Here is a 17,944-nt window from a genome sequence, read left to right on the forward strand (position 1 = left end):
GATGTTTACGGAAGGGTCCGGGGGAGTTAGCTGAGTCACGGTGCCCGGTCGCCCCCCCAAACCCCTTGCTTTTTACCTGATGATCTTCTACCATCACGCGAGTTCAGGTGGCCACTACACACCCGGAACAAGCGGGTGGAGATACATGTCCAACAGATACATCGAAAAAAACTTCCTCTACCTGCTGGCGCTGTCACTGCTGTTCCACGTAGCGGTATATCTAGTTATCATGATAATCCCCCCGGAACAACCCAAAACGGCACCGGAACCTACCATGGTTGACCTGACCGACCTGCCGGACCTGACGCCGCAACCGCAGCCGCAGCCCCCCAGGGAAAAACCGGAGCCCAAGCCCGAGATCAGGCGGTACGCGGAAAAACAGCAGCGTGTTGTCAAGGAGATGGCGCCGAAGGGGCGGGACGAGATGGACCGGATGCTGCCGAAAACGCGGCCGCTGCCGCAGTCGAGCCGCCCGGCGCCGGCGCAGAGGGTGCCGGTACCGCCTCAGGCGGCGCAGCCGACCCAGGAGCCGCTGCCCCCAGGTCAGGGGATCTTCAAGCCCAAGACGGCCCAGGTCCCCGACCGCGCCAAGCTCTTTCCCAGCGCCACCAGGATGGCGCGCCTGGAGGAGAGCTACCGGGAGAAGTACCGCAGCGAGGTCGAGGAGGGGGACACCCGCTTCCTCAACACCGACGACATCATGTTCGGCTCGTTTTTACGCCGCCTGGAGACGGCGATCTACGGGGTGTGGCACTACCCGCAGGCGGCCCTCGTGCGCGGCATCGAAGGGACCACGCCGGTCCGGATCACCTTCAACCGCAGGGGCGAAATCGTCCGCGTCGACATGCTGGAAAGCTCGGGGAGCAAGATCCTCGACGACGAGGTGCTGCGCACCCTGAACGCCCTGGGGCCGATCGGCTCCTTCCCCAAGGGGTACACCGGCGAAACCTTCAAGCTGATCGCCTTCTTCCACTACGGCAGCGGCAGCGGCAGGCTGCACTAGCAGGAAAGCCGCTGCCTCAAAAACGCCTCGAAATCCCCGTTGAACTCGTCGCGCTTGAGCGCCATGTCCACCGTCGCCTTCAAAAAGCCCAGCTTGTCGCCGCAGTCGTGGCGCACGCCGTCGAAACGGCAGCCGTAGATCGGCTCCTTGCGCGATAGCGTCTTGATGGCGTCGGTCAACTGGATCTCTCCCCCCTTGCCCGGTTCCTGGTTCTCCAGGATCGGGAAGATCCCCGGCGTCAGGATATAGCGGCCGATGATGGCCAGGTCCGAGGGAGCCTCCGCGACCGGCGGTTTCTCCACCAGGTCCAGCACCTCGAAGGCGCGGTTGGAGAGGTGGTTCGCCTTGACGCAGCCGTAGGAAGAGATGGTCTCGATGGGGACCTGCTCCAGGGCGAGCACCGGCGAGCGGTAGCTCTCGTAGGTCTGCAGCAGCTGGGCCAGGCAGGGTTCCTGGGCGTCGATGATGTCATCCCCCAGAAGGACGGCGAACGGCTCGTCCCCCACGAAGTCCTTGGCGCAGAGGATGGCGTGGCCAAGCCCCAGCGCCTCCTTCTGCCTCACGAAGAAGATGTTGGCCATCTCCGCGATCTCGCGCACCTGTTGAAGTTCGTGGTCCTTACCCTTCTCGTAGAGAAGCGACTCAAGCTCAAAGGAGATATCGAAGTGGTCCTCGATCGCCCTCTTGCCGCGGCCGGTGACGAAGAGGATCTGTTCGATCCCCGAGGCTACCGCCTCCTCCACCACGTACTGCACCAGCGGCTTGTCGATGAGCGGCAGCATCTCCTTGGGGGTGGACTTGGTGGCCGGCAGGAACCTGGTGCCCAGGCCCGCGACTGGAAAGACCGCCTTCTTAACGCGCATAGCGAACTCCTTGGTCACATAGAAGAAATAGTTGCAGCGGACCTGCACCCGCTATGTATCCCGCGACGCCGCTTCCCTTCCCCTTCGGAAAGGATGTGCCCGGCACGGGACCGTTCATCCTGTAGGGGCGAATAATCATTCGCCCGCCTTTGCTCCCCCTCCCCTTGCGGCAGATTGTGCCGAAACGGTCCGAGGTGCCACGAAGCGCCGCACCTGCCCCAGCGTCCCCCCCTTTGCGAAGGGGGGACAGGGGGGATTTGCTTTTAAGCCTTTTAAGCGCCTACATCCCTCTCTTGGCCGACTCCAGCGTGTTCTGCAACAGCATGGTGATGGTCATCGGCCCCACGCCGCCGGGGACCGGGGTGATGGCCGAGGCGCGCTCGCTGGCAGCCGCGTACTCCACGTCCCCCACCAGCTTCTTCTCGCCCACGCGGTTCACGCCGACGTCGATGACCACCGCCCCCTCCTTGATCCAGGAGCCCTTGATCATCTCGGGAACGCCCACCGCCGCGATGACGACGTCGGCCTGGGCCACCTTGCCGGCGAGATCGCGGGTCTTTGAGTGGCACAGGGTCACCGTGGCATTTTGCTGCAGGCACATGAAGGCGACCGGCTTGCCCACGATGTTGGAGCGCCCGACCACGACCACTTCCTTGCCGGAGAGCTCGACTCCCGCCTCCTTGAGCATCACCATGACGCCGTAGGGGGTGCAGGGCTGGAAGAGCGGCTTGCCGATCACCAGGCGCCCCACGTTGTAGGGGTGGAAGCCGTCGGCATCCTTATCCGGAGAGATCGCCTCCAGGACGCGCTCGGTGTTGATCTGTTTGGGGAGCGGCAGCTGCACCAGGATGCCGTGGATCTTGGGGTCCGCGTTCAGCTTCTCGATCAGCGCCAGAAGCTCCGCCTCGCCGGTCTCGGCCGGGAGCTTGTACTCGTCCGAGAAGATCCCCACATCGGCGCATGCCTTCTCCTTCATGGAGACGTAGACCTTGCTGGCCGGGTCCTCCCCCACCAGTACCACGGCGAGACCGGGGACGATCCCCTTTTCCTTGAGTCGAGCAGCCTCTGCGCTGATCTCAGCGCGGATCTTCGCCGCGATGGCCTTCCCGTCGATGATTTTCGCCATTAACGTGCACCCCTTTTTTCACTGGAATATGCAGGCGCGGTGCGGGCGCGCGGCCCCACCGGCGTCAGGTTTTAAGCTGTCGATAATAAGTAAAGAGAGATTTTTTGTAAAGGACTTTGCCGGAAAAACGGGACAAAAAAAGCCCCCCGCGAACGGGGGGCTGGTGGGTCTGGATCAGGAGGCCGAGGGGCAGCCGGCGCAGCTTCCGCCGGAGGGGCAGGAAGGTGCCGCCTTGGAGCCGCCGTAACCGTCTCCGTACCATCCTCCCCCTTTCAGCGAAAAGCCGGACTGGGAGATCAGCTTCTCGACCGGGCCGCCGCAGGCGGGGCACTCGGAAGCGGGCGCGTCGGAGAACTTCTGGCGCAACTCAAAGGTATTATTGCAGCTTTTGCATTGATACTCGTAAAGTGGCATTTCTCTACTACCTCCTAATAAACTGTGACACCGGCCAAAAGACGGCTAAGGGCAGAATTAATATAAGGACCCGGCACCATATTTGTCAAGGGGCAAGCTGGAGGCTCTGGGAAATTGCGAAGAGCAGGCGCGAGCGGTAGATGATGCCGACCACCTTCTTGCCGTCCACGACCGGCACCCTCTGGAAGCGGTGGGTGAGGAAGAGACGGGCCACGTCGCTTACGCTGGCGTCCTGGGTTACCGAGATGGGCTGGTGTTCCATGATGGCGGAGATGGGAAGATCCTTGATGCGGTCGCACAGGGAGCCGAAGAAAGCGGGGTCGGATTTTCCTTCCGGCGCGCCGTCCATGATGGCCGTGATGATGCTGAGGGGCGTCAGGATCCCGGCCAGCCCTCCCCTGTCGTTGACCACGATCAGGCCCGGCGCCGCGTTCAGAAAACTCTCGTCGCCGAAGTTGCTCTTCATGATCCGGACCGCCTCTGCCACCGTGGTCCTGGTGGTGATGGACGGCACGTCCGTTACCATAATGTCTTTCGCCTTCATGGATGCTCCTTGTTTATTTTGAATAGGGAGAGAAGATCATCCTGCTCCACCCCCTCCACCCTCACTACCTTGTGCCGGGACTTGGCCCCGGACTTGATGCTCACCTTGGACTTGGCGATGCCGAGGCTCTTGGCGATCAGCTCGACGCACTGCTTGTTGGCCGCGTCGTCCACCGGCGGCGAGGTGAGCCTGACGCGCAGCTCGCCGTCCTTGGGGCCGCAGATCTCGCTGCGCGAGGCGCGCGGCTGCACGTGCACCGTAAAGAGAAACCCCTCCGGCGTCTGCGTTACCCTTACCTCCTCGCTCATTTATCCAGAGCGAGCAGCTTGTAGTAGGTGTCCAGGAGGTTCTTGAAGCCGGACTCGAACTGGAGCTTGTCCCGTTTGAGATCCTGGATCTGGTTGTTCAACTGCACCAGCTTGTTCTCGGCGTCGGCGATGATGCGCTCCCCCTTGAGCTCCGCCTCGGAGATCATGAGGTGCGCCTCCTTCTGGGCGTTGGCCTTCATCTCCTCGGTGATGCGCTGGGCCGCCAGCATGGTCTCGCGCAACTGCACCTCGCGGGCCTCCATCTCGGCCATCGCGGTGGCGTTGCGGTTGAGGCGCTCCTTCAGGTCGTTGTTCTCCCTCATGAGCTCTTCCATCTCGCCGGCCACCATCTGCAGGAAGGCGTCGACATCCTCGGGGTCGAGCCCCCCGAGCATCTTGCCCTTGAACTGCTGTTGCTGGATGTCCATCGGAGTTATTTTCACAGAGTGCCTCCTCCCTTGAGCTGGTTGCTGAAGATCATAAGGTAGGTGTAGGCGGTATCGAAGACGATGATCTGCACCAGGTAGATGAGGGCGAAGAGGACCAGCGGCGAGAGGTCGAGCATCCCGGTGTTGGGCATGTAGCGGCGGATGCGGCGCAGTGCGGGCTCGGTCACGCGGTAGATGAAGCTGACGATGGGGTTGTAGGGGTCGGCGTTGACCCAGGAGATGATGACGCTGGCGAGCAGGATGTACTTGTAGATGGTTAACAGACCGCTGGCCAACTCGACAATCTTCGCAAGGGCCAAGAGGATGTTGGCAAGCAGGATCATTTATCCCCCTCTGAGCATGGTGGTAAAGCAAGCCAAGCTATACAGAAATCACGATGGTTTGTCAAGCTTCCCGGGTACAGTGGGCGCATCGCAACTATCGGCAAAGAAAGAACTTTTATGATGAGGCAACAAATTAAGGGGACGCTTGTGCGGGTATTGCCGGCGGCGGGGTGGGGGCGCATATTCAATATTACATATTGACTAAAAGTTGGCGATGCTTTACAAACGTGCGAACAGTAAATGAGGAAGCACCACCGTCGCTGGTGGGCGGCCTGGTCTTCAAAACCAGTGAGGGGGGTGAGAAACTTCCCTGGTGGGTTCGATTCCCATGTGCTTCCGCCATTATCTTTCCGCATCATTTTCGGTAGGGGCGAATAAACATTCGTCCCTTCTTTCGTATGGGGTAACAAGGGGAGGCCCATATGATCATAAGTTTCATCGAGAATCTTATGAACTTATGGGCGGCCCTCTGGCTCCCGGGAGGCGCTGTTACGCTCTACATCTTCAACCGCAGGTACATCTCCTCGACCTTGTCTCTGGCCCAGGGCGTCCTTCTTAGGAACTTGAGGCTGGAGGAAATGCTGGGGGTGTGGGTAAAACAGCGAATGTCGATCCGCCTTCCCAGCTCTTCCCAGCCAAGTTCCTCCACCAATTCGGTGAGAATCATCTTCAAAGTGACGCCGTGGAGCGGATCGGTCGGCGATTGAGTGGTCATCGTTTCTTCCTGTGGCTGTTAGCTGCAAGTCTGAACAAGGGGCGTGCTGTTGATATGGCCCATTTGCTCAAATAAGTCAACGGAATCAGTCGGCTCAGGGTAGAGCCATGATGAGGAGACGGTAGTGGGGTTGGAAGAGAAACAGAGACAGTTCAATGCAGCCATGGAGTTGTATAACACACGGAAGGGTTATAAGCGTTTCGGCCTGTTGGTTTCGTTCGCCAACGTGAGCCTGCAGACCTGGCTAGTCTGGTGCATCCTGCCGCTGCCCATAGGCATCGCCGGAGAGCTGACCGCACTACTGGTCGCGTGGATTCTTGCCGACTTTCTGAATGGCCTGGTGCATCTGTTCATGGACCACAATGATGACTACGACTCGCTCTACGGACCGCTGATCGCCAGTTTTCACCTGCACCACAAGATGCCTCGTTACGGGCAGAAGTGTTTGCCGGCTGTCTACTTCCTCGAGTCCGGCTCCAAAATCTGGCTTGTCCCCTGCCTGGCTTTACTGGCGGTAGCAGCAGGATTCTTTCGGCTACATCCGCTGTTATTTCATACCCTCGTCTATGCCGGAATCCTTTCCTCCGTGGCTGAGGTCTCCCACTACCTCTGCCACAACTCGATGTCGCCCGCCGTGGTTTTCCTGGGCAACTGCCGAATTCTCCTGTCCAAGCGGCATCACGCTATTCACCACATGCAGGACAACGTGAACTACGCATTCCTGAACGGCGTCACAGATCCTGTCATAAACCTCATAGCCGCCAGATTTCCCCAGGGGTACAAGCACAACACCGACCTCCATTACGCCACCTATTCAGGCGAAACCGGCTCGCACCAGTGACACAAGGGCAGATGACAAGCGTAAGCCGCACCCTTATTTACGTTTATCGCCTTATGCGTAAATAGCGTCAAACCACTTCAGCTGACCGTTAAGCGACCGGGACATTCCAGGGCAACGGCTCAAAAGTGCCTCACCTCACCCTCCTCCGGGTCTTCACACAAGACCGACGGATGCAACGACTGACGAAAACCCGTTGCCTAGGAACATTAGCCACTATGAGGACTGCTGATTAAACGAAAAAACAAAAAAGAAATGGTACCTTACGTGTGACAACTTCTAAATCGCCATTTATATCTCGTAAATCACTATTTATCTTATACAAGTCCCAGCTCATAACTTCTACATCGTGATTTACAACTTCTGAATACTGGTTGATAAGTTGTAAATCCCAATTTATAACTTATCAATAACGGTTTACAACTTATATATCGCGAGTGAGAAGTTATACATCCCGATTGATAACTTCTCACTCACGATGCATAAGTTATGCATCGCGGTTTAGAAAAAGTATATCGGGGCTTATAAATCAGGGAGCGCGGTTCGGAACTTTCAAATAGCTGCTTACAAAACACCACCCGCAGATGACAACTTATACACAGCTATTTAGAAGATATAACTCGCGGTTTACAAGTTGTGCATCGTAATGGACGGATTATCTGGAGCAGGAAAGAGGGCTTAGGCGGGTGACAGCCCGCGGCTGTCAGGCATTAAGGAGAGTAATAAAGGCTTGCAACGAAAATCCTCCGGGGTGCCTGGCTGCACCACGGAGGATTTTTTGTTAGGGCTTGGCCCTTGACCTGGAAATGGTGAGCCGGATCAGGTCGGCGTACCGCCCTCCTCCCCTTCCTTTGCGGCACGCGCTGCACTGAGAGCTGCGTTAGCGGCCTTGGTCCTTGCGCGCCCCCTTTTCTCTTTGGCGAGGGTGAACCCCGAGGCGAGAAGGATTTCAGGATTGCGCACAGCAGCCATTTCCAGGATGGAGGCGACCTCGTCCAGGTTGAGGACCAGTTGTGCCTGAAGAAGCTCGCGTTCCGCAATCACCACCCTGCTCCCCAGCATCGACTCGTGATACACCGCATCGTGCTTGGCCGATGCGGCAAGATAGTATTCCACCAGGGTCGGATGCACCCCCCAGAACGAATCCGGAAACCTGGTCTTGTCAGCCAGGGAACTCACTACCCCCTGGTTGAACTCATGAAACTTCGTTGGCGGCATGTTGTGATAGTCCCGAACAATTCTGGAGCCCACGTCGCACCTCCTTTCCTTCGCCTGAGCGCAAGGCTTAACCTTAATTTATTTTAATAATTTCCCTGCCCCCATCAGATTACAACCTGGAGCAAGTAAAGCAAGCGCCCGGTGGCCAGATAATTCATTTCCACCGTCTCCCGGCCATCATAGGGATACTGGCCGCGATCGCCGTGCCCCAATCAGTCCTCGTTCAGAATGTGTCTCACGAGGTGCTGGCACTTTGGAAACTCACGAGCAAGAAGTCGAAGTTGTTTCGTTTCCAGGCGATTTTTCCCACGGGTCGACGCATCTACTGGAAACGCTGATACAAGCGGAGCCATCACTGGGAAAAGATCAGCACGCTGTAGGGCCCCAGAGAAACTGTGGCGTGACAGGGGAGTCCGTCGCACTCGCCCGTTTCGGCACCGGCGTCGCTGCTCGGATGATCAGAGAAGGCTTCGCTGTACCCCTGCCAATCGCTGTTGAAGCGCAACCTCCAGATCCCTTCGGCCGGAAAGCCGACAACGTATCCCTCCTGCGGTTCTCTGAAGAAATTGGCGACCACAACGACGTCGTCTCCAGCTCCTCCCTGGTCCCAGCGGTGGAAGGCGATGACCTTGGCCTCCTCGTTCAAGTGGTGCACTTGGGTGAACTGCCCGCACAGGCCGCGGGTGAAACCGGCGCGGTTGAGTCGCAGATGGATAAGGTCCCGGTAGAGCCGGACGATGCCGCAGAACTCGTCGCGCTGATCCCAGTCCAGCGGGACCGTGTCGCGGAACCATTCCCCTTCGAGAAACTCCTGCCCCTGGAACAGCATCGGTATGCCGGGAGCCGTAAAGACTAGGGCGGCGGCCAGGGTAGAGCGTTTCTGGGCGTACCATCCCTTGGGGTCCCCGGGATTTATCTCCTGAGGCACGCGGGCCTTGCCGTTGGCCACCTCGTCGTGGCTTTCGCTGTAGATGACCCGATCGAAGGCGTCGTCGTTGTAGCGGTAACAAATGGCGTCCCGGACGGAGGCAAGCGAGCGTGCTTGGTCATCGGGGGTTATCACCGCCTGGCGTATGGGATGCACGAACATGGCGTCCCACTGCGATCCGAAGCCGGCGCCCCCGGCACCCACGGCCTTGGTGAGCCAGCTGTTGTTCTGCAGATCCTCGGCTATGGTGATACGGCCGGGGAACTGCTGGGCGACCTGTTCGTTCAGCCACTGCAAAAGACTCCACCCCTCCGGAAGGTCGTTTTCTGTCGACCCGTCGACACTCCTGATGAACTGGGTGCAGTCGTAGCGCAACCCGTCCACATGGTATTCCTTAAGCCACATGAACACGTTGTCGGATATGAACTGGCGCACCTCGCCCTGGCCGTAATTGGGGCGTGTCTCCCCCCATGGGGTGTGGGACCGGCCGTCGTTGTAGAAGTAGATGCCGCCCAGCCCGTTTTCGGACCAGCCGTCGAACTGCCACAGATCGAGATCGTTTGGGCCCAGGTGGTTGTACACCACGTCGAGGATCACCGCGACCCCTTGGCTATGGGCACGTTTGACGAAACGTTTGAAGGCCAGAGGGCCTCCGTAGCTCAGTTCGACGGAGAAGATATGGGCAGGGTTGTACCCCCAGGACCGGTCGCCGGCAAACTCGCCCACCGGCATGATCTGGATGGCATTGACTCCCAGTTTTTTCAGATGCCCCAGGCGGGCCGCGATCGAGTCGAACTGGGCAGCCGCGTTGTCATCCTCCTGGTCATTGAAAGTCCCGACATGCAGCTCGTAGATGACCAACTCGTTCCAGGGAGCCAGGTGGAAGTCGTCGCCCCAGTCAAAGCTCGGATCGTGGACCACTGCATCGCCAGTGGAACCGGTCACCTCGCGGGCATAGGGGTCGATGCGCTTGAGCTCCCCCTTTTCGGTAGTGAGCAGGAACTTGTAGGCGTCGCCGACTTTGGCCCCAGGCACATCGGCAAACCAGTTGCCGTTCTCCTCGGCCTGCAGGGGGTTCTTGGCGCCATCCCAGTCATTGAACGTCCCGATGACCGATACCCGAGTGGCATGCGGGGCCCAGACGCGGAATCCGACTCCCCCAGCGTGCGGGGTTGCCCCCATCCCCCCGCCCCTATCCCCTTTGAGCTCTTTCTCCTTGACAGTGATCTCTTTGCTCATGGTCACAGTCCTCCGGCAGCCCTATCTGAGCAGCCCACTTCGCGTACCAGGAAACCAGGCTCCACTCACCCAGAAGCCATCAAAGGCCACAAGGCCGCAAGAATGCCGGTGGTAGTCATGGTTCTTCCTTTATGGGACGATACACCTTTATGTGACGGAAAACCTCTTCCCTGCCGAGTTTCCCAAACTTCAGAAATCCTCTGTCCAAAATCTTCATTGCCCATCTCCTTAATGGTGATTTCATCCTGGTTTAGCCAGCGCAGGAGGCCGGATTCCTCTTAATTTGCTACTAGCGTGCCGAGTTAATCCAAGCAACCTTGAGAACACAAGAGTCTGAATGCACGAGGAATAATTGGAGGGGCAAGGATGAGTGCGGGGAGAAACCGCAAGGGGTACCCGTCATTTATGGCATAACCGCCATATGCGGTGGGTATGGCTTGGTACGCCCCAGGTCGCCGTTGCGCAGGTATTCGGGTATTTTAAAAAACGGGAGCAAGCCACAGCCGCGGACCATCTCTGGCGCACTAACGGCCCTGCCTTCCCCCCCCCTGTTGCGGCCCTATAGATAAAAGCATGACCTCGAGCTGAAACAAAGGACAACCTGTGACACGATCGATGTGGGTGTCAGACCCGACGCCGGCAGCTACAACTGCTCGGATCCCGAAATGGAGGTGGATAATAGCAGCGGAAAGGCTCTTCCTGCAGAAGAGTACCCCGTCCCGACGCGGGCGTGACTCGGCCGAACTGGAGACCGCAGTGGAACGATGCTGAAGCGACCTGCCACATATCAAAGTTCCGCCACATGTGGCGGCCGCCCACCTTTTGCCGGGCATCCCGTGGCTTCACTCGGCAGCTAACGATCAGCTATGACAGGTTATTATTACGGCCGTACTCGAATCCGGCAATTGGCTTGCCAATTGCAAATAAAGGGTACCGCAGCGTATTCAAACCGTTTATTAAAAGGAGACGACATCATGCTAAAACTGCAGCGTATCTTGAGGCTACTGGTTTGTGCCGGGCTGGTAACAACGTCCTTTGGCTGTGCGTCCACCAGGACCCATGAAAGCCCCGGCGAGTACGTCGACAACACAGTCATCACAACCAAGGTAAAAGCAGCCATCTTCAACGAGTCTTCGCTGAAAACCATGCAGATAAGCGTCAAGACCTACAAGGATGAGGTTCAATTAAGCGGTTTCGTTGATTCGGCAGAAAGCGTTGCCAAGGCGGGAGAAATCGCCAGGCGCGTTCCTGGCGTCGGGTCTGTAAAAAATAACCTGTTAGTAAAATAGCCGCCGGGACAGTAATTCCCCGGGCAGGTTGCAAATCTTGACCTTGAGAACCGATACAGGCTAAGGCTGACGCAGTCAGACCTGGGGAGGTTAGTATGCTTTGGACTATATGCGCGATCTTGATAGTACTTTGGCTGGTTGGGCTGGTTACCTCCTATACCATGGGTGGCCTGATTCACATTCTTCTCGTGATTGCCATCATTGTAGTAGTGGTACAGCTCATCCAGGGACGCAGATCCATTTAGGACGCACCCCCCATAAGCCAGTAAGGGCTGCGCTCCCTTTCTGACAGGGGGCGGTCCAAAGGTGCGAGGTACCCTTCCTTGTCGGGCATGACAGACAAGGAGGGGTACGAGGCGCCAGGGAGGTAACATGAGGGTTTCAAGCACCATTATCGCGGCGGTGTGCATGATATTACTGGTCAATGCTGGAGCCTGCCTGGCCATCGACCAATCGATTTGTACTCCCGGCGAGATCGCCTACTATCCTGGCGGGCAATTGAAATCCTGCACACTGAAGGATGATGTCATCGTAAGTGGCGTTAAATGCAAGCAGTATGCGTCCGTCACCCTGTATCAGTCAGGAACCCTTCAAAGTTGCGTCACAAGCGACTATTTCAATTACGGAGATATTACCTGCAACCAGTACGGCCTGGTCAGTTTCCATGCAAACGGCAAACTGGACACCTGCAATCTTTCCAAATCGCTGACCATCGACGGCAAGACCTGCGCCGCATTCGAAAACATCTCGCTTTTCGAAAACGGGAAACTGAAGTCCTGCAGCGCCCCTCATTGACCGGCGCCGGCCACCTGTGACAGGAGGCGGGAAGAGGCCGTAGCGTAGCGCTCCGGAACCGTTACAGCAAGCGCAGGAACCGATCGATAAACCACTCCCCCACCCTGTGGACAAGGGACCTTCTTTCCCCCTCTTCAAGCAGAATCGGCTTGGAACCGGCCAGATCCTTTGGAAACATATGCCTTGAGTGCGAGGTCCTTGTTAAGACAACCGCATTCACCTCGTCATTGCTTAACAGGCTCAGGTAGTCCAAGTAGTTGCCCCCCGTGGACGATACTCCTTCTATAACCTTAGCTTCACTCGTAAAAAGGAGTTGCTGGGCCCGCCCCTGCCTTAAAAAGTCCCCAATAATGCTACCGTTGTGGGTGCCAGCTTGGAATCGGTGACGCCGGACCTCCGACCCCGGGTGCACGTTAACCTACGGGATCAGGTCCTATGCAAGGAGCCGATGGGGAACCTACATGCCGAAGCATGTCGCTTTATAAGAATATGTGCATAAAACTGAATTTATATTAAAAGGGAAAATGCAGCCGATCCTTGAGTAGGGAACGAGTCACAGAGTGCAGCCACCTTAAGTATAACTGTCATATGTAGCAGCATAAAATTTTGGCATTAGTCATATACGGAAATGGGTGTTATCATAAAATGCGAATCCAAAAACCATCCTACTATTTAATGTACACAAACAAATGTTAGATTTGTTTTAATAATTTAAACATCTGTGTAAATTTTTGCCCTGAGTATTGGGACACAAGAGGTGACAGATGGGCATTGACAAAAACAAAGGCCTTTTGAATACGATCGCCAAAAAACGCCCCACCGGACAGCACCGGTTAAGTGCCCAATCGGTTGCATCGCCCCCGCTGACAAAGGAGGCGATGCTGAGGCTTGTTCAGCAGCTTGAAATCCACCAGATCGAACTTGAATCGCAGAACGAGGAGTTGCGCCGGGCCAGAGAAGCGCTTGAGGTCTCGCGCAACAGCTACGCAGAACTCTACGACTTTGCCCCCGCAGGCTATTTCACCTTCGATGTCAACGGGGTGATTCGGCAGGTAAACCTTACCGGCGCCAATCTATTGGGGGTGGAACGGCACCTGCTGGTAGACACGCCCTTCACCCGGTATATCGCCGACGCACAAGGAAGGGAGCTTTTCCCCCGGCACCTGGCAAATGTCGCCCAGAATTCGAGTCTACAGCAGTGTGAAATCAGGCTCAAAGGGAAAGGCGATTCTATCGTCTACACCCAGTTTCGCAGCGTCAGGGTCGACGACAGCAGCAGCTCGCATATCCGTATCTTTTGCTCGGTGGTTGACGGTACCATTGCCAGGCGCCTGAAGGAGGACCTGCAAAAGTCTCATGACAATTTCGAGTCAACCGTGTCGGAGAGGACCGGAGAACTGGCGAGGGCAAATCAGATGCTCGCACGGGAAGTTGAGGAACGCAAGAAGACGGAGGAGTCGCTCCAAGATGCCTGTTCCGAGATAAAGCGTCTGAAGGACCGGCTCCAGGCCGAAAACATCTACCTGCAGCAAGAGGTTGCCCGGCAGTACAACAGCTGCGAGATTATCGGACAAAGCGAAGCCCTTTCGCAGGTAATGGCCCGTATAGAACAGGTAGCCCCCATGGATGCGACGGTTCTCCTGCAGGGCGAGACCGGTACCGGCAAGGGAATGGCGGCGCGGGCCATCCACAGAAGCTCTGCCCGCAGAGAGCGCCCCATGATAACGGTCAACTGCACTACGCTGCCGGCTACCCTTGTAGAGAGCGAGCTTTTCGGGCGGGAAAAGGGGGCTTTCACTGGGGCTTTTGCAAGGCAGATCGGGCGCTTCGAACTGGCCGACGGCGGCACCATATTCCTTGACGAAATCGGCGATTTGCCGCTTGAGTTGCAAAGCAAACTGCTCAGGGTCATCCAGGACGGGGAGTTCGAGCGATTGGGCGCCAACCATACCATTAAGACCGATGTACGTATCATCGCGGCTACCAACCGAAATCTGGAACAGGAAATCCGGACCGGCAGGTTCCGGGAAGACCTCTACTACCGGCTCAACGTATTTCCGATCTCGATGCCACCACTTAGGCAGCGCAGTGAAGACATACCGCTGCTGGTTGATTTTTTCCTCGCCAAGTTCAACAAGAAAATCGGCAGGGAGATCACAACCGTACCGAGTGAGACCATGCGTACCTTGCAGAAATACCACTGGCCCGGCAACGTGCGGGAATTGGAGAGTGTAATCGAGCGGGCGGTAATCACAAGCCAAGGGAGCACGCTGCAGGTACTGGACCAGTTCAACAATTTCCGCATGAAAGAGGATGCAGCAAATAACACAGGGCAGACATCGAATGAAGAGAGGGAGGGGGGGGAAGATATCAAAACCCTCGTCGATCTGGAACGCGACTACATCCTCGGTGTGCTGCTGAAAACAGGTTGGCGCATCGAGGGAGCCAGTGGCGCGGCAGGGATACTCGGACTCAATGCCAGCACCCTGCGCGCCCGTATGCGGAAATTCGGAATCATCCGTAAATAGTTGGCAACTTCATGGCTTATGCTTCGATTCTTGATCGCGCTTTAACTTCCTGCAGCCTTCTATCAGTGCAATTTTCTGGGTCTCGATGGCTGCCTCACAGGAACGTTCATCTTCGGCGGTCAATGGCGCTGTACCGTTTCTCGACTCAAGCAGGTTTTCTATATTAGACTCGATCCCTCGTACGAACCCGATGAATTCTCTATATTGTCTTTCTTTGATGTCTTCTGTCTTGTCCTTGATGCTGATATCCATGGCAGTCTCCTTTTATTGGTATTCCTGGTCCTACGCCTTGCGTTTCGTGCCGGCGCAGTATGAATTGTCGAGGTAGCGGGACAGGTTGGCGAACCCGCCCTGGATTGCCGGCTCAGGGGATAGGGGAGCGATATATGTGACAGTCGTTGGGCAGGCAAACAGTTGATCCTTCACTGGTCACGCCTGTACTGGCGCAGGATGCCGAATTTCCGCATCCGTGCCCGAAGCGTGCTGGGATTAAGCCCGAGGAGTACGGCCGCTCCGCGATCCCCCTCGATGCGCCAACCTGTTTTTTGCAGCACGTTGAAGATGTAGCCACGTTCCAGTTCGGCAAGTGCCTTGATCTCCATCTCCCCAGTACGAATGATGCCGGACTTTTCCCAAACCTGCAGTTCGCCCCCATGGCCGGTGATCAACGCCCGCTCGATGATGTTCTCGAGCTCCCTGACGTTTCCGGGCCAGTGGTAAGACTGCAGGTCGCCTAGTGTAGCGCTGGAGACGCTTGCTGCCTTCTTGCCGATTTGCCCGTAGTGTTTGGCAAGGAAATGATCTACGAGCAGCGGGATGTCTTCTTTGCGCTTCCGAAGGGGGGGGATGGTGATGGGAAATGCGCTGAGGCGGCAGAACAGGTCCCCCCGAAACCTGCCAGCCCGAACCTCCGGCTCCAAGTCCCGGTTGCTTGCCACAATGACCCGCACATCGACCTTTATGGTGCGAGGGCTGTCCATACGCTGGAGTTCCCCGTCCTGGATGAGTCGGAGCAGTCTCCCCTGCAGTTCCGGTGACAGTTCGGCGATCTCTTCAAGGAGTATCGTGCTTGCATCGGCCAGCTCGAAACGCCCGATCTGCCGCCCCTCGGCTCCGGCACACTCTCCACTCTCCCACCCGAAGAGCTCGCATTCGACCAGGTTCGGAGGCAGTGCCGCTAGGTTGACCGTGACCATAGGCCGGTCCCTGCGAGAGCTTTTGTTGTGGATGGCGTGTGCCGCTACTCTCTTCCCCGTGCCGGCCTCTCCAATCAGCAGCACCGTCGTATTCAGGAAAGCTGCCTGTTCGACCCTCCGCAGGAGCTGCAAAATGGCGTTGCTTCTACCAATGACCTCGCCGAAGTTATACGTCTTGGCTATCTCCTGCTGCATGTATCTGTTCTCGGCCTGAAATCTGTCTTTCAAGCGCTTTATCTCCGCATAGGCGCCAAGGAGTGATCCCTCCGCCCTCTTGCGTTCCTCTATCTCCTGGGTCAGCTGCATATTCGCCCGGGCCAGGTCGTTGAGTCGTCTGTCCACCTCCATCCACCTCCACCCCCTCTCCGCTTCCCGTCAGGGAGGATTTCGCAACATGCGTGCCAGACAAAGCCGCCTGTGATGGAGGGTTCAAGCTGCCGATTAAACAGGGAAAAACCAGAGAAGGGATTCGGTGGGAGAGATAAGGCGTCGAGGGGAATCCGTCAGGTTTACCATAACTGCTACATATGACGGAGAGCCTTATGGCAGATGTTGGCGGGTGAGACCGATAAGGGGTGAAATCTTCAGCGGTAGCGGAAGCAATTGGCTTGACTTCGATCCTGAACCCAGCGCGCCGCTGGGAGATTAACCAACTGCCAAATTATAACGAACTCCCTGCTGCAACAAGCTTCTCAAGCCTCGCAATTTCCTCGCGCAAACCCGCCTCCAGGGCCTTGGCAGCGGTGATATCGGAAAAGGTGATCACCACCCCGTCGATTACCTCCTCCATGGTGCGGTAAGGCATGATGCGCACCAGATACCACCCCCCGTCGGCGGTGGCAATCTGCCTCTCAGAAAAGACCAGAGTCCGCAGTACCTCCTCCGCCTCCTCGATGATCTCAGGATAGTGCAGGTGGCTCACGATGTCACCCAGAGGACGCCCCACGTCACCCGGGATCAGCTTGAAAAGTTTATTGACCCCCTTGGTAAAGCGCCGGATGCGGAATTCGTTGTCCAGGAAGATGGTAGCTATTTCCGTGGAGTTCAAAAGATTCCTCATGTCGTTGTTTATCCGCGCGAGCTCGTCCATCTTCGACTGCTGCTCGGCGTTCACCGTCTGCAGCTCTTCGTTTAATGACTGCATCTCCTCCTTGGACGTGGTCAGCTCCTCGTTGGTGGACTGGAGCTCTTCGTTGGTGGATTGAAGCTCTTCGTTGGCTGACTTCAGCTCTTCTTGCGAGGACTGCATCTCCTCGCAGGTGGTCTGCAGCCTTCCCCGCAACTGCTGGAGTTCCTGCTCCAACTCGAGAACCCTGGCGTGATCGGATAGAGAGCCCTTGGCCCTAGTCGACCGTTTCCCCCCTGGAGTTGTAGCCTGGTCGATAAAAACGATCATCACCATCCCACTGAGCACCTCCGGCTCTTCTATGGCCCGGACGGTGACGTCAACGGTCTGCGTACTGCCCCCCTCAGCGATCTTGACCCCCTTGAGGATAACGGCCTCCTTTTGCCGGAGTGCCTTCTCGAACGCGATCCTCAGATCATAACTGAGTCCTTCGCGCGCCATGGCGAAGATATTCCAACCTTCACTCACATCCGCTTGATGGGCGCCTGGTCATACAAAGGTTCTCTTGGCGAAGAAGGCAAGCACTGCTATATTGAGAGAATAATTATCAACTGTTAAGCTTATTTTATTTTCATCACTGCGTCATGCAGGATGGTTCTGATCTCACCCAGGACCTGCTCAGTCCCCACTTTCAGATCCTCCCATTCGTCATCGCTTGCAACCGCAATCCTCTGCAACCGTTCACTTGCATCATCGTACTTGCGCTGCAAAGCCGCGATGGCTTGATGGTAATCCGAACTGGACTCCGCGGTGGCGGCGCTCGCCACCTTGTCCTTTAGCCGGTCGATCTGGTTATTCCATTCCACCATCTGCGCCGAGAGTTTCTCCACATACTCTTTTTGCTTGTCCATGTGTACCTCCTCCCACGCTGCCATACTGAACAAACCAGGTATTTCTTACTTTAAGAAGCTCTGAGGTACAACTAACGTGCCAGTTAAAACTCCTGACGTCTTAGAAGCTAAGACCTTGATATACTGCATATCCGCGAACTTTACCAATCACTGAGCACGGTAGCCGCCCAACAAATCTGTCGTATTTGGCG

Annotated in this window: 20 protein-coding genes and 1 tRNA gene; 7 read left to right on the forward strand and 14 right to left on the reverse strand. The window is 56.8% G+C overall.

What is annotated here, in order from left to right; genetic code table 11:
• Positions 1-145: 145 nt before the first annotated feature.
• Positions 146-1,003, forward strand: a complete 858-nt coding sequence (locus KOM00_RS05505) for an energy transducer TonB (RefSeq protein ID WP_216497834.1) — start codon at positions 146-148, stop codon at positions 1,001-1,003.
• Here KOM00_RS05505 and galU read toward each other — a convergent pair.
• From galU to KOM00_RS05540, 7 genes are all read right to left on the reverse strand, one after another.
• Positions 1,000-1,866 (reverse strand): UTP--glucose-1-phosphate uridylyltransferase GalU, encoded by an 867-nt coding sequence (gene galU, locus KOM00_RS05510; RefSeq protein ID WP_216497835.1) that lies wholly within the window; start codon positions 1,864-1,866, stop codon positions 1,000-1,002. The two genes, KOM00_RS05505 and galU, sit on opposite strands and share 4 nt — an antisense overlap.
• A gap of 280 nt (positions 1,867-2,146) precedes the next feature.
• On the reverse strand, positions 2,147-2,992 hold the full coding sequence (gene folD, locus KOM00_RS05515) for a bifunctional methylenetetrahydrofolate dehydrogenase/methenyltetrahydrofolate cyclohydrolase FolD (protein WP_216497836.1): 846 nt from the start codon (positions 2,990-2,992) through the stop codon (positions 2,147-2,149).
• Positions 2,993-3,166: 174 nt separating this feature from the next.
• Positions 3,167-3,406: an FmdB family zinc ribbon protein gene (locus KOM00_RS05520; RefSeq protein WP_216497837.1), complete on the reverse strand. Its 240-nt coding sequence runs from the start codon at positions 3,404-3,406 to the stop codon at positions 3,167-3,169.
• Positions 3,407-3,491: 85 nt separating this feature from the next.
• Positions 3,492-3,950, reverse strand: coding sequence for a CBS domain-containing protein (locus tag KOM00_RS05525; protein ID WP_216497838.1), 459 nt, complete (start codon positions 3,948-3,950; stop codon positions 3,492-3,494).
• Positions 3,947-4,258 (reverse strand): DUF167 domain-containing protein, encoded by a 312-nt coding sequence (locus tag KOM00_RS05530; RefSeq protein WP_216497839.1) that lies wholly within the window; start codon positions 4,256-4,258, stop codon positions 3,947-3,949. Before KOM00_RS05530 ends, KOM00_RS05525 begins: the two co-directional genes overlap by 4 nt.
• On the reverse strand, positions 4,255-4,701 hold the full coding sequence (locus KOM00_RS05535; RefSeq protein WP_216497840.1) for a DivIVA domain-containing protein: 447 nt from the start codon (positions 4,699-4,701) through the stop codon (positions 4,255-4,257). Before KOM00_RS05535 ends, KOM00_RS05530 begins: the two co-directional genes overlap by 4 nt.
• Positions 4,698-5,030, reverse strand: a complete 333-nt coding sequence (locus tag KOM00_RS05540) for a YggT family protein (RefSeq protein WP_216497841.1) — start codon at positions 5,028-5,030, stop codon at positions 4,698-4,700. The genes KOM00_RS05535 and KOM00_RS05540 overlap by 4 nt, the downstream gene beginning before the upstream one ends.
• A 244-nt stretch (positions 5,031-5,274) precedes the next feature.
• On the opposite strand from KOM00_RS05540, the gene KOM00_RS05545 reads away from it, so the two are divergent.
• Positions 5,275-5,372, forward strand: a tRNA-Sec gene (locus tag KOM00_RS05545).
• Positions 5,373-5,526: 154 nt separating this feature from the next.
• On the opposite strand, the gene KOM00_RS05550 is transcribed toward KOM00_RS05545, so the two are convergent.
• Positions 5,527-5,745, reverse strand: a complete 219-nt coding sequence (locus tag KOM00_RS05550) for a VF530 family protein (protein WP_216497842.1) — start codon at positions 5,743-5,745, stop codon at positions 5,527-5,529.
• Between the two features lie 130 nt (positions 5,746-5,875).
• Between KOM00_RS05550 and KOM00_RS05555 the strand changes: the two genes are divergently transcribed.
• Entirely contained in the window at positions 5,876-6,586 is a 711-nt protein-coding gene (locus tag KOM00_RS05555; RefSeq protein ID WP_216497843.1) for a fatty acid desaturase CarF family protein, read from the forward strand.
• Between the two features lie 816 nt (positions 6,587-7,402).
• Here the strand turns inward: KOM00_RS05555 and KOM00_RS05560 are convergent.
• Positions 7,403-7,834, reverse strand: coding sequence for a hypothetical protein (locus tag KOM00_RS05560; protein ID WP_216497844.1), 432 nt, complete (start codon positions 7,832-7,834; stop codon positions 7,403-7,405).
• A gap of 319 nt (positions 7,835-8,153) precedes the next feature.
• Positions 8,154-9,968 (reverse strand): alpha-amylase family glycosyl hydrolase, encoded by a 1,815-nt coding sequence (locus KOM00_RS05565; RefSeq protein ID WP_216497845.1) that lies wholly within the window; start codon positions 9,966-9,968, stop codon positions 8,154-8,156.
• A gap of 974 nt (positions 9,969-10,942) precedes the next feature.
• On the opposite strand from KOM00_RS05565, the gene KOM00_RS05570 reads away from it, so the two are divergent.
• From KOM00_RS05570 to KOM00_RS05585, 4 genes are all read left to right on the forward strand, one after another.
• Positions 10,943-11,257, forward strand: coding sequence for a BON domain-containing protein (locus tag KOM00_RS05570; protein ID WP_216497846.1), 315 nt, complete (start codon positions 10,943-10,945; stop codon positions 11,255-11,257).
• Between the two features lie 95 nt (positions 11,258-11,352).
• Complete coding sequence (locus KOM00_RS05575; protein WP_216497847.1) at positions 11,353-11,502, forward strand: lmo0937 family membrane protein; 150 nt, start codon at positions 11,353-11,355, stop codon at positions 11,500-11,502.
• A gap of 127 nt (positions 11,503-11,629) precedes the next feature.
• Complete coding sequence (locus tag KOM00_RS05580) at positions 11,630-12,052, forward strand: hypothetical protein (RefSeq protein WP_216497848.1); 423 nt, start codon at positions 11,630-11,632, stop codon at positions 12,050-12,052.
• 764 nt (positions 12,053-12,816) lie between these two features.
• Positions 12,817-14,580 (forward strand): sigma 54-interacting transcriptional regulator, encoded by a 1,764-nt coding sequence (locus tag KOM00_RS05585; protein WP_236026761.1) that lies wholly within the window; start codon positions 12,817-12,819, stop codon positions 14,578-14,580.
• A gap of 9 nt (positions 14,581-14,589) precedes the next feature.
• Here KOM00_RS05585 and KOM00_RS05590 read toward each other — a convergent pair whose 3' ends face one another.
• The 4 genes from KOM00_RS05590 to KOM00_RS05605 form a co-directional block, all read right to left on the reverse strand.
• Positions 14,590-14,832 carry a hypothetical protein gene (locus KOM00_RS05590; RefSeq protein WP_216497849.1) on the reverse strand — a complete coding sequence of 81 codons (243 nt, stop codon included), beginning with the start codon at positions 14,830-14,832 and terminating at the stop codon, positions 14,590-14,592.
• A 170-nt stretch (positions 14,833-15,002) separates the two neighbouring features.
• The gene (locus KOM00_RS05595) at positions 15,003-16,124 is read right to left on the reverse strand and encodes a sigma 54-interacting transcriptional regulator (protein ID WP_216497850.1); all 1,122 of its coding nucleotides are present in this window, start codon (positions 16,122-16,124) and stop codon (positions 15,003-15,005) included.
• Positions 16,125-16,437: 313 nt separating this feature from the next.
• Positions 16,438-17,370, reverse strand: a complete 933-nt coding sequence (locus KOM00_RS20885) for a PAS domain-containing protein (protein WP_239027522.1) — start codon at positions 17,368-17,370, stop codon at positions 16,438-16,440.
• A gap of 92 nt (positions 17,371-17,462) precedes the next feature.
• Entirely contained in the window at positions 17,463-17,753 is a 291-nt protein-coding gene (locus tag KOM00_RS05605; RefSeq protein ID WP_216497851.1) for a sll1863 family stress response protein, read from the reverse strand.
• Positions 17,754-17,944: the final 191 nt, after the last annotated feature.

Source organism: Geomonas diazotrophica (assembly GCF_018919385.1).
GTDB lineage: Bacteria > Desulfobacterota > Desulfuromonadia > Geobacterales > Geobacteraceae > Geomonas > Geomonas diazotrophica.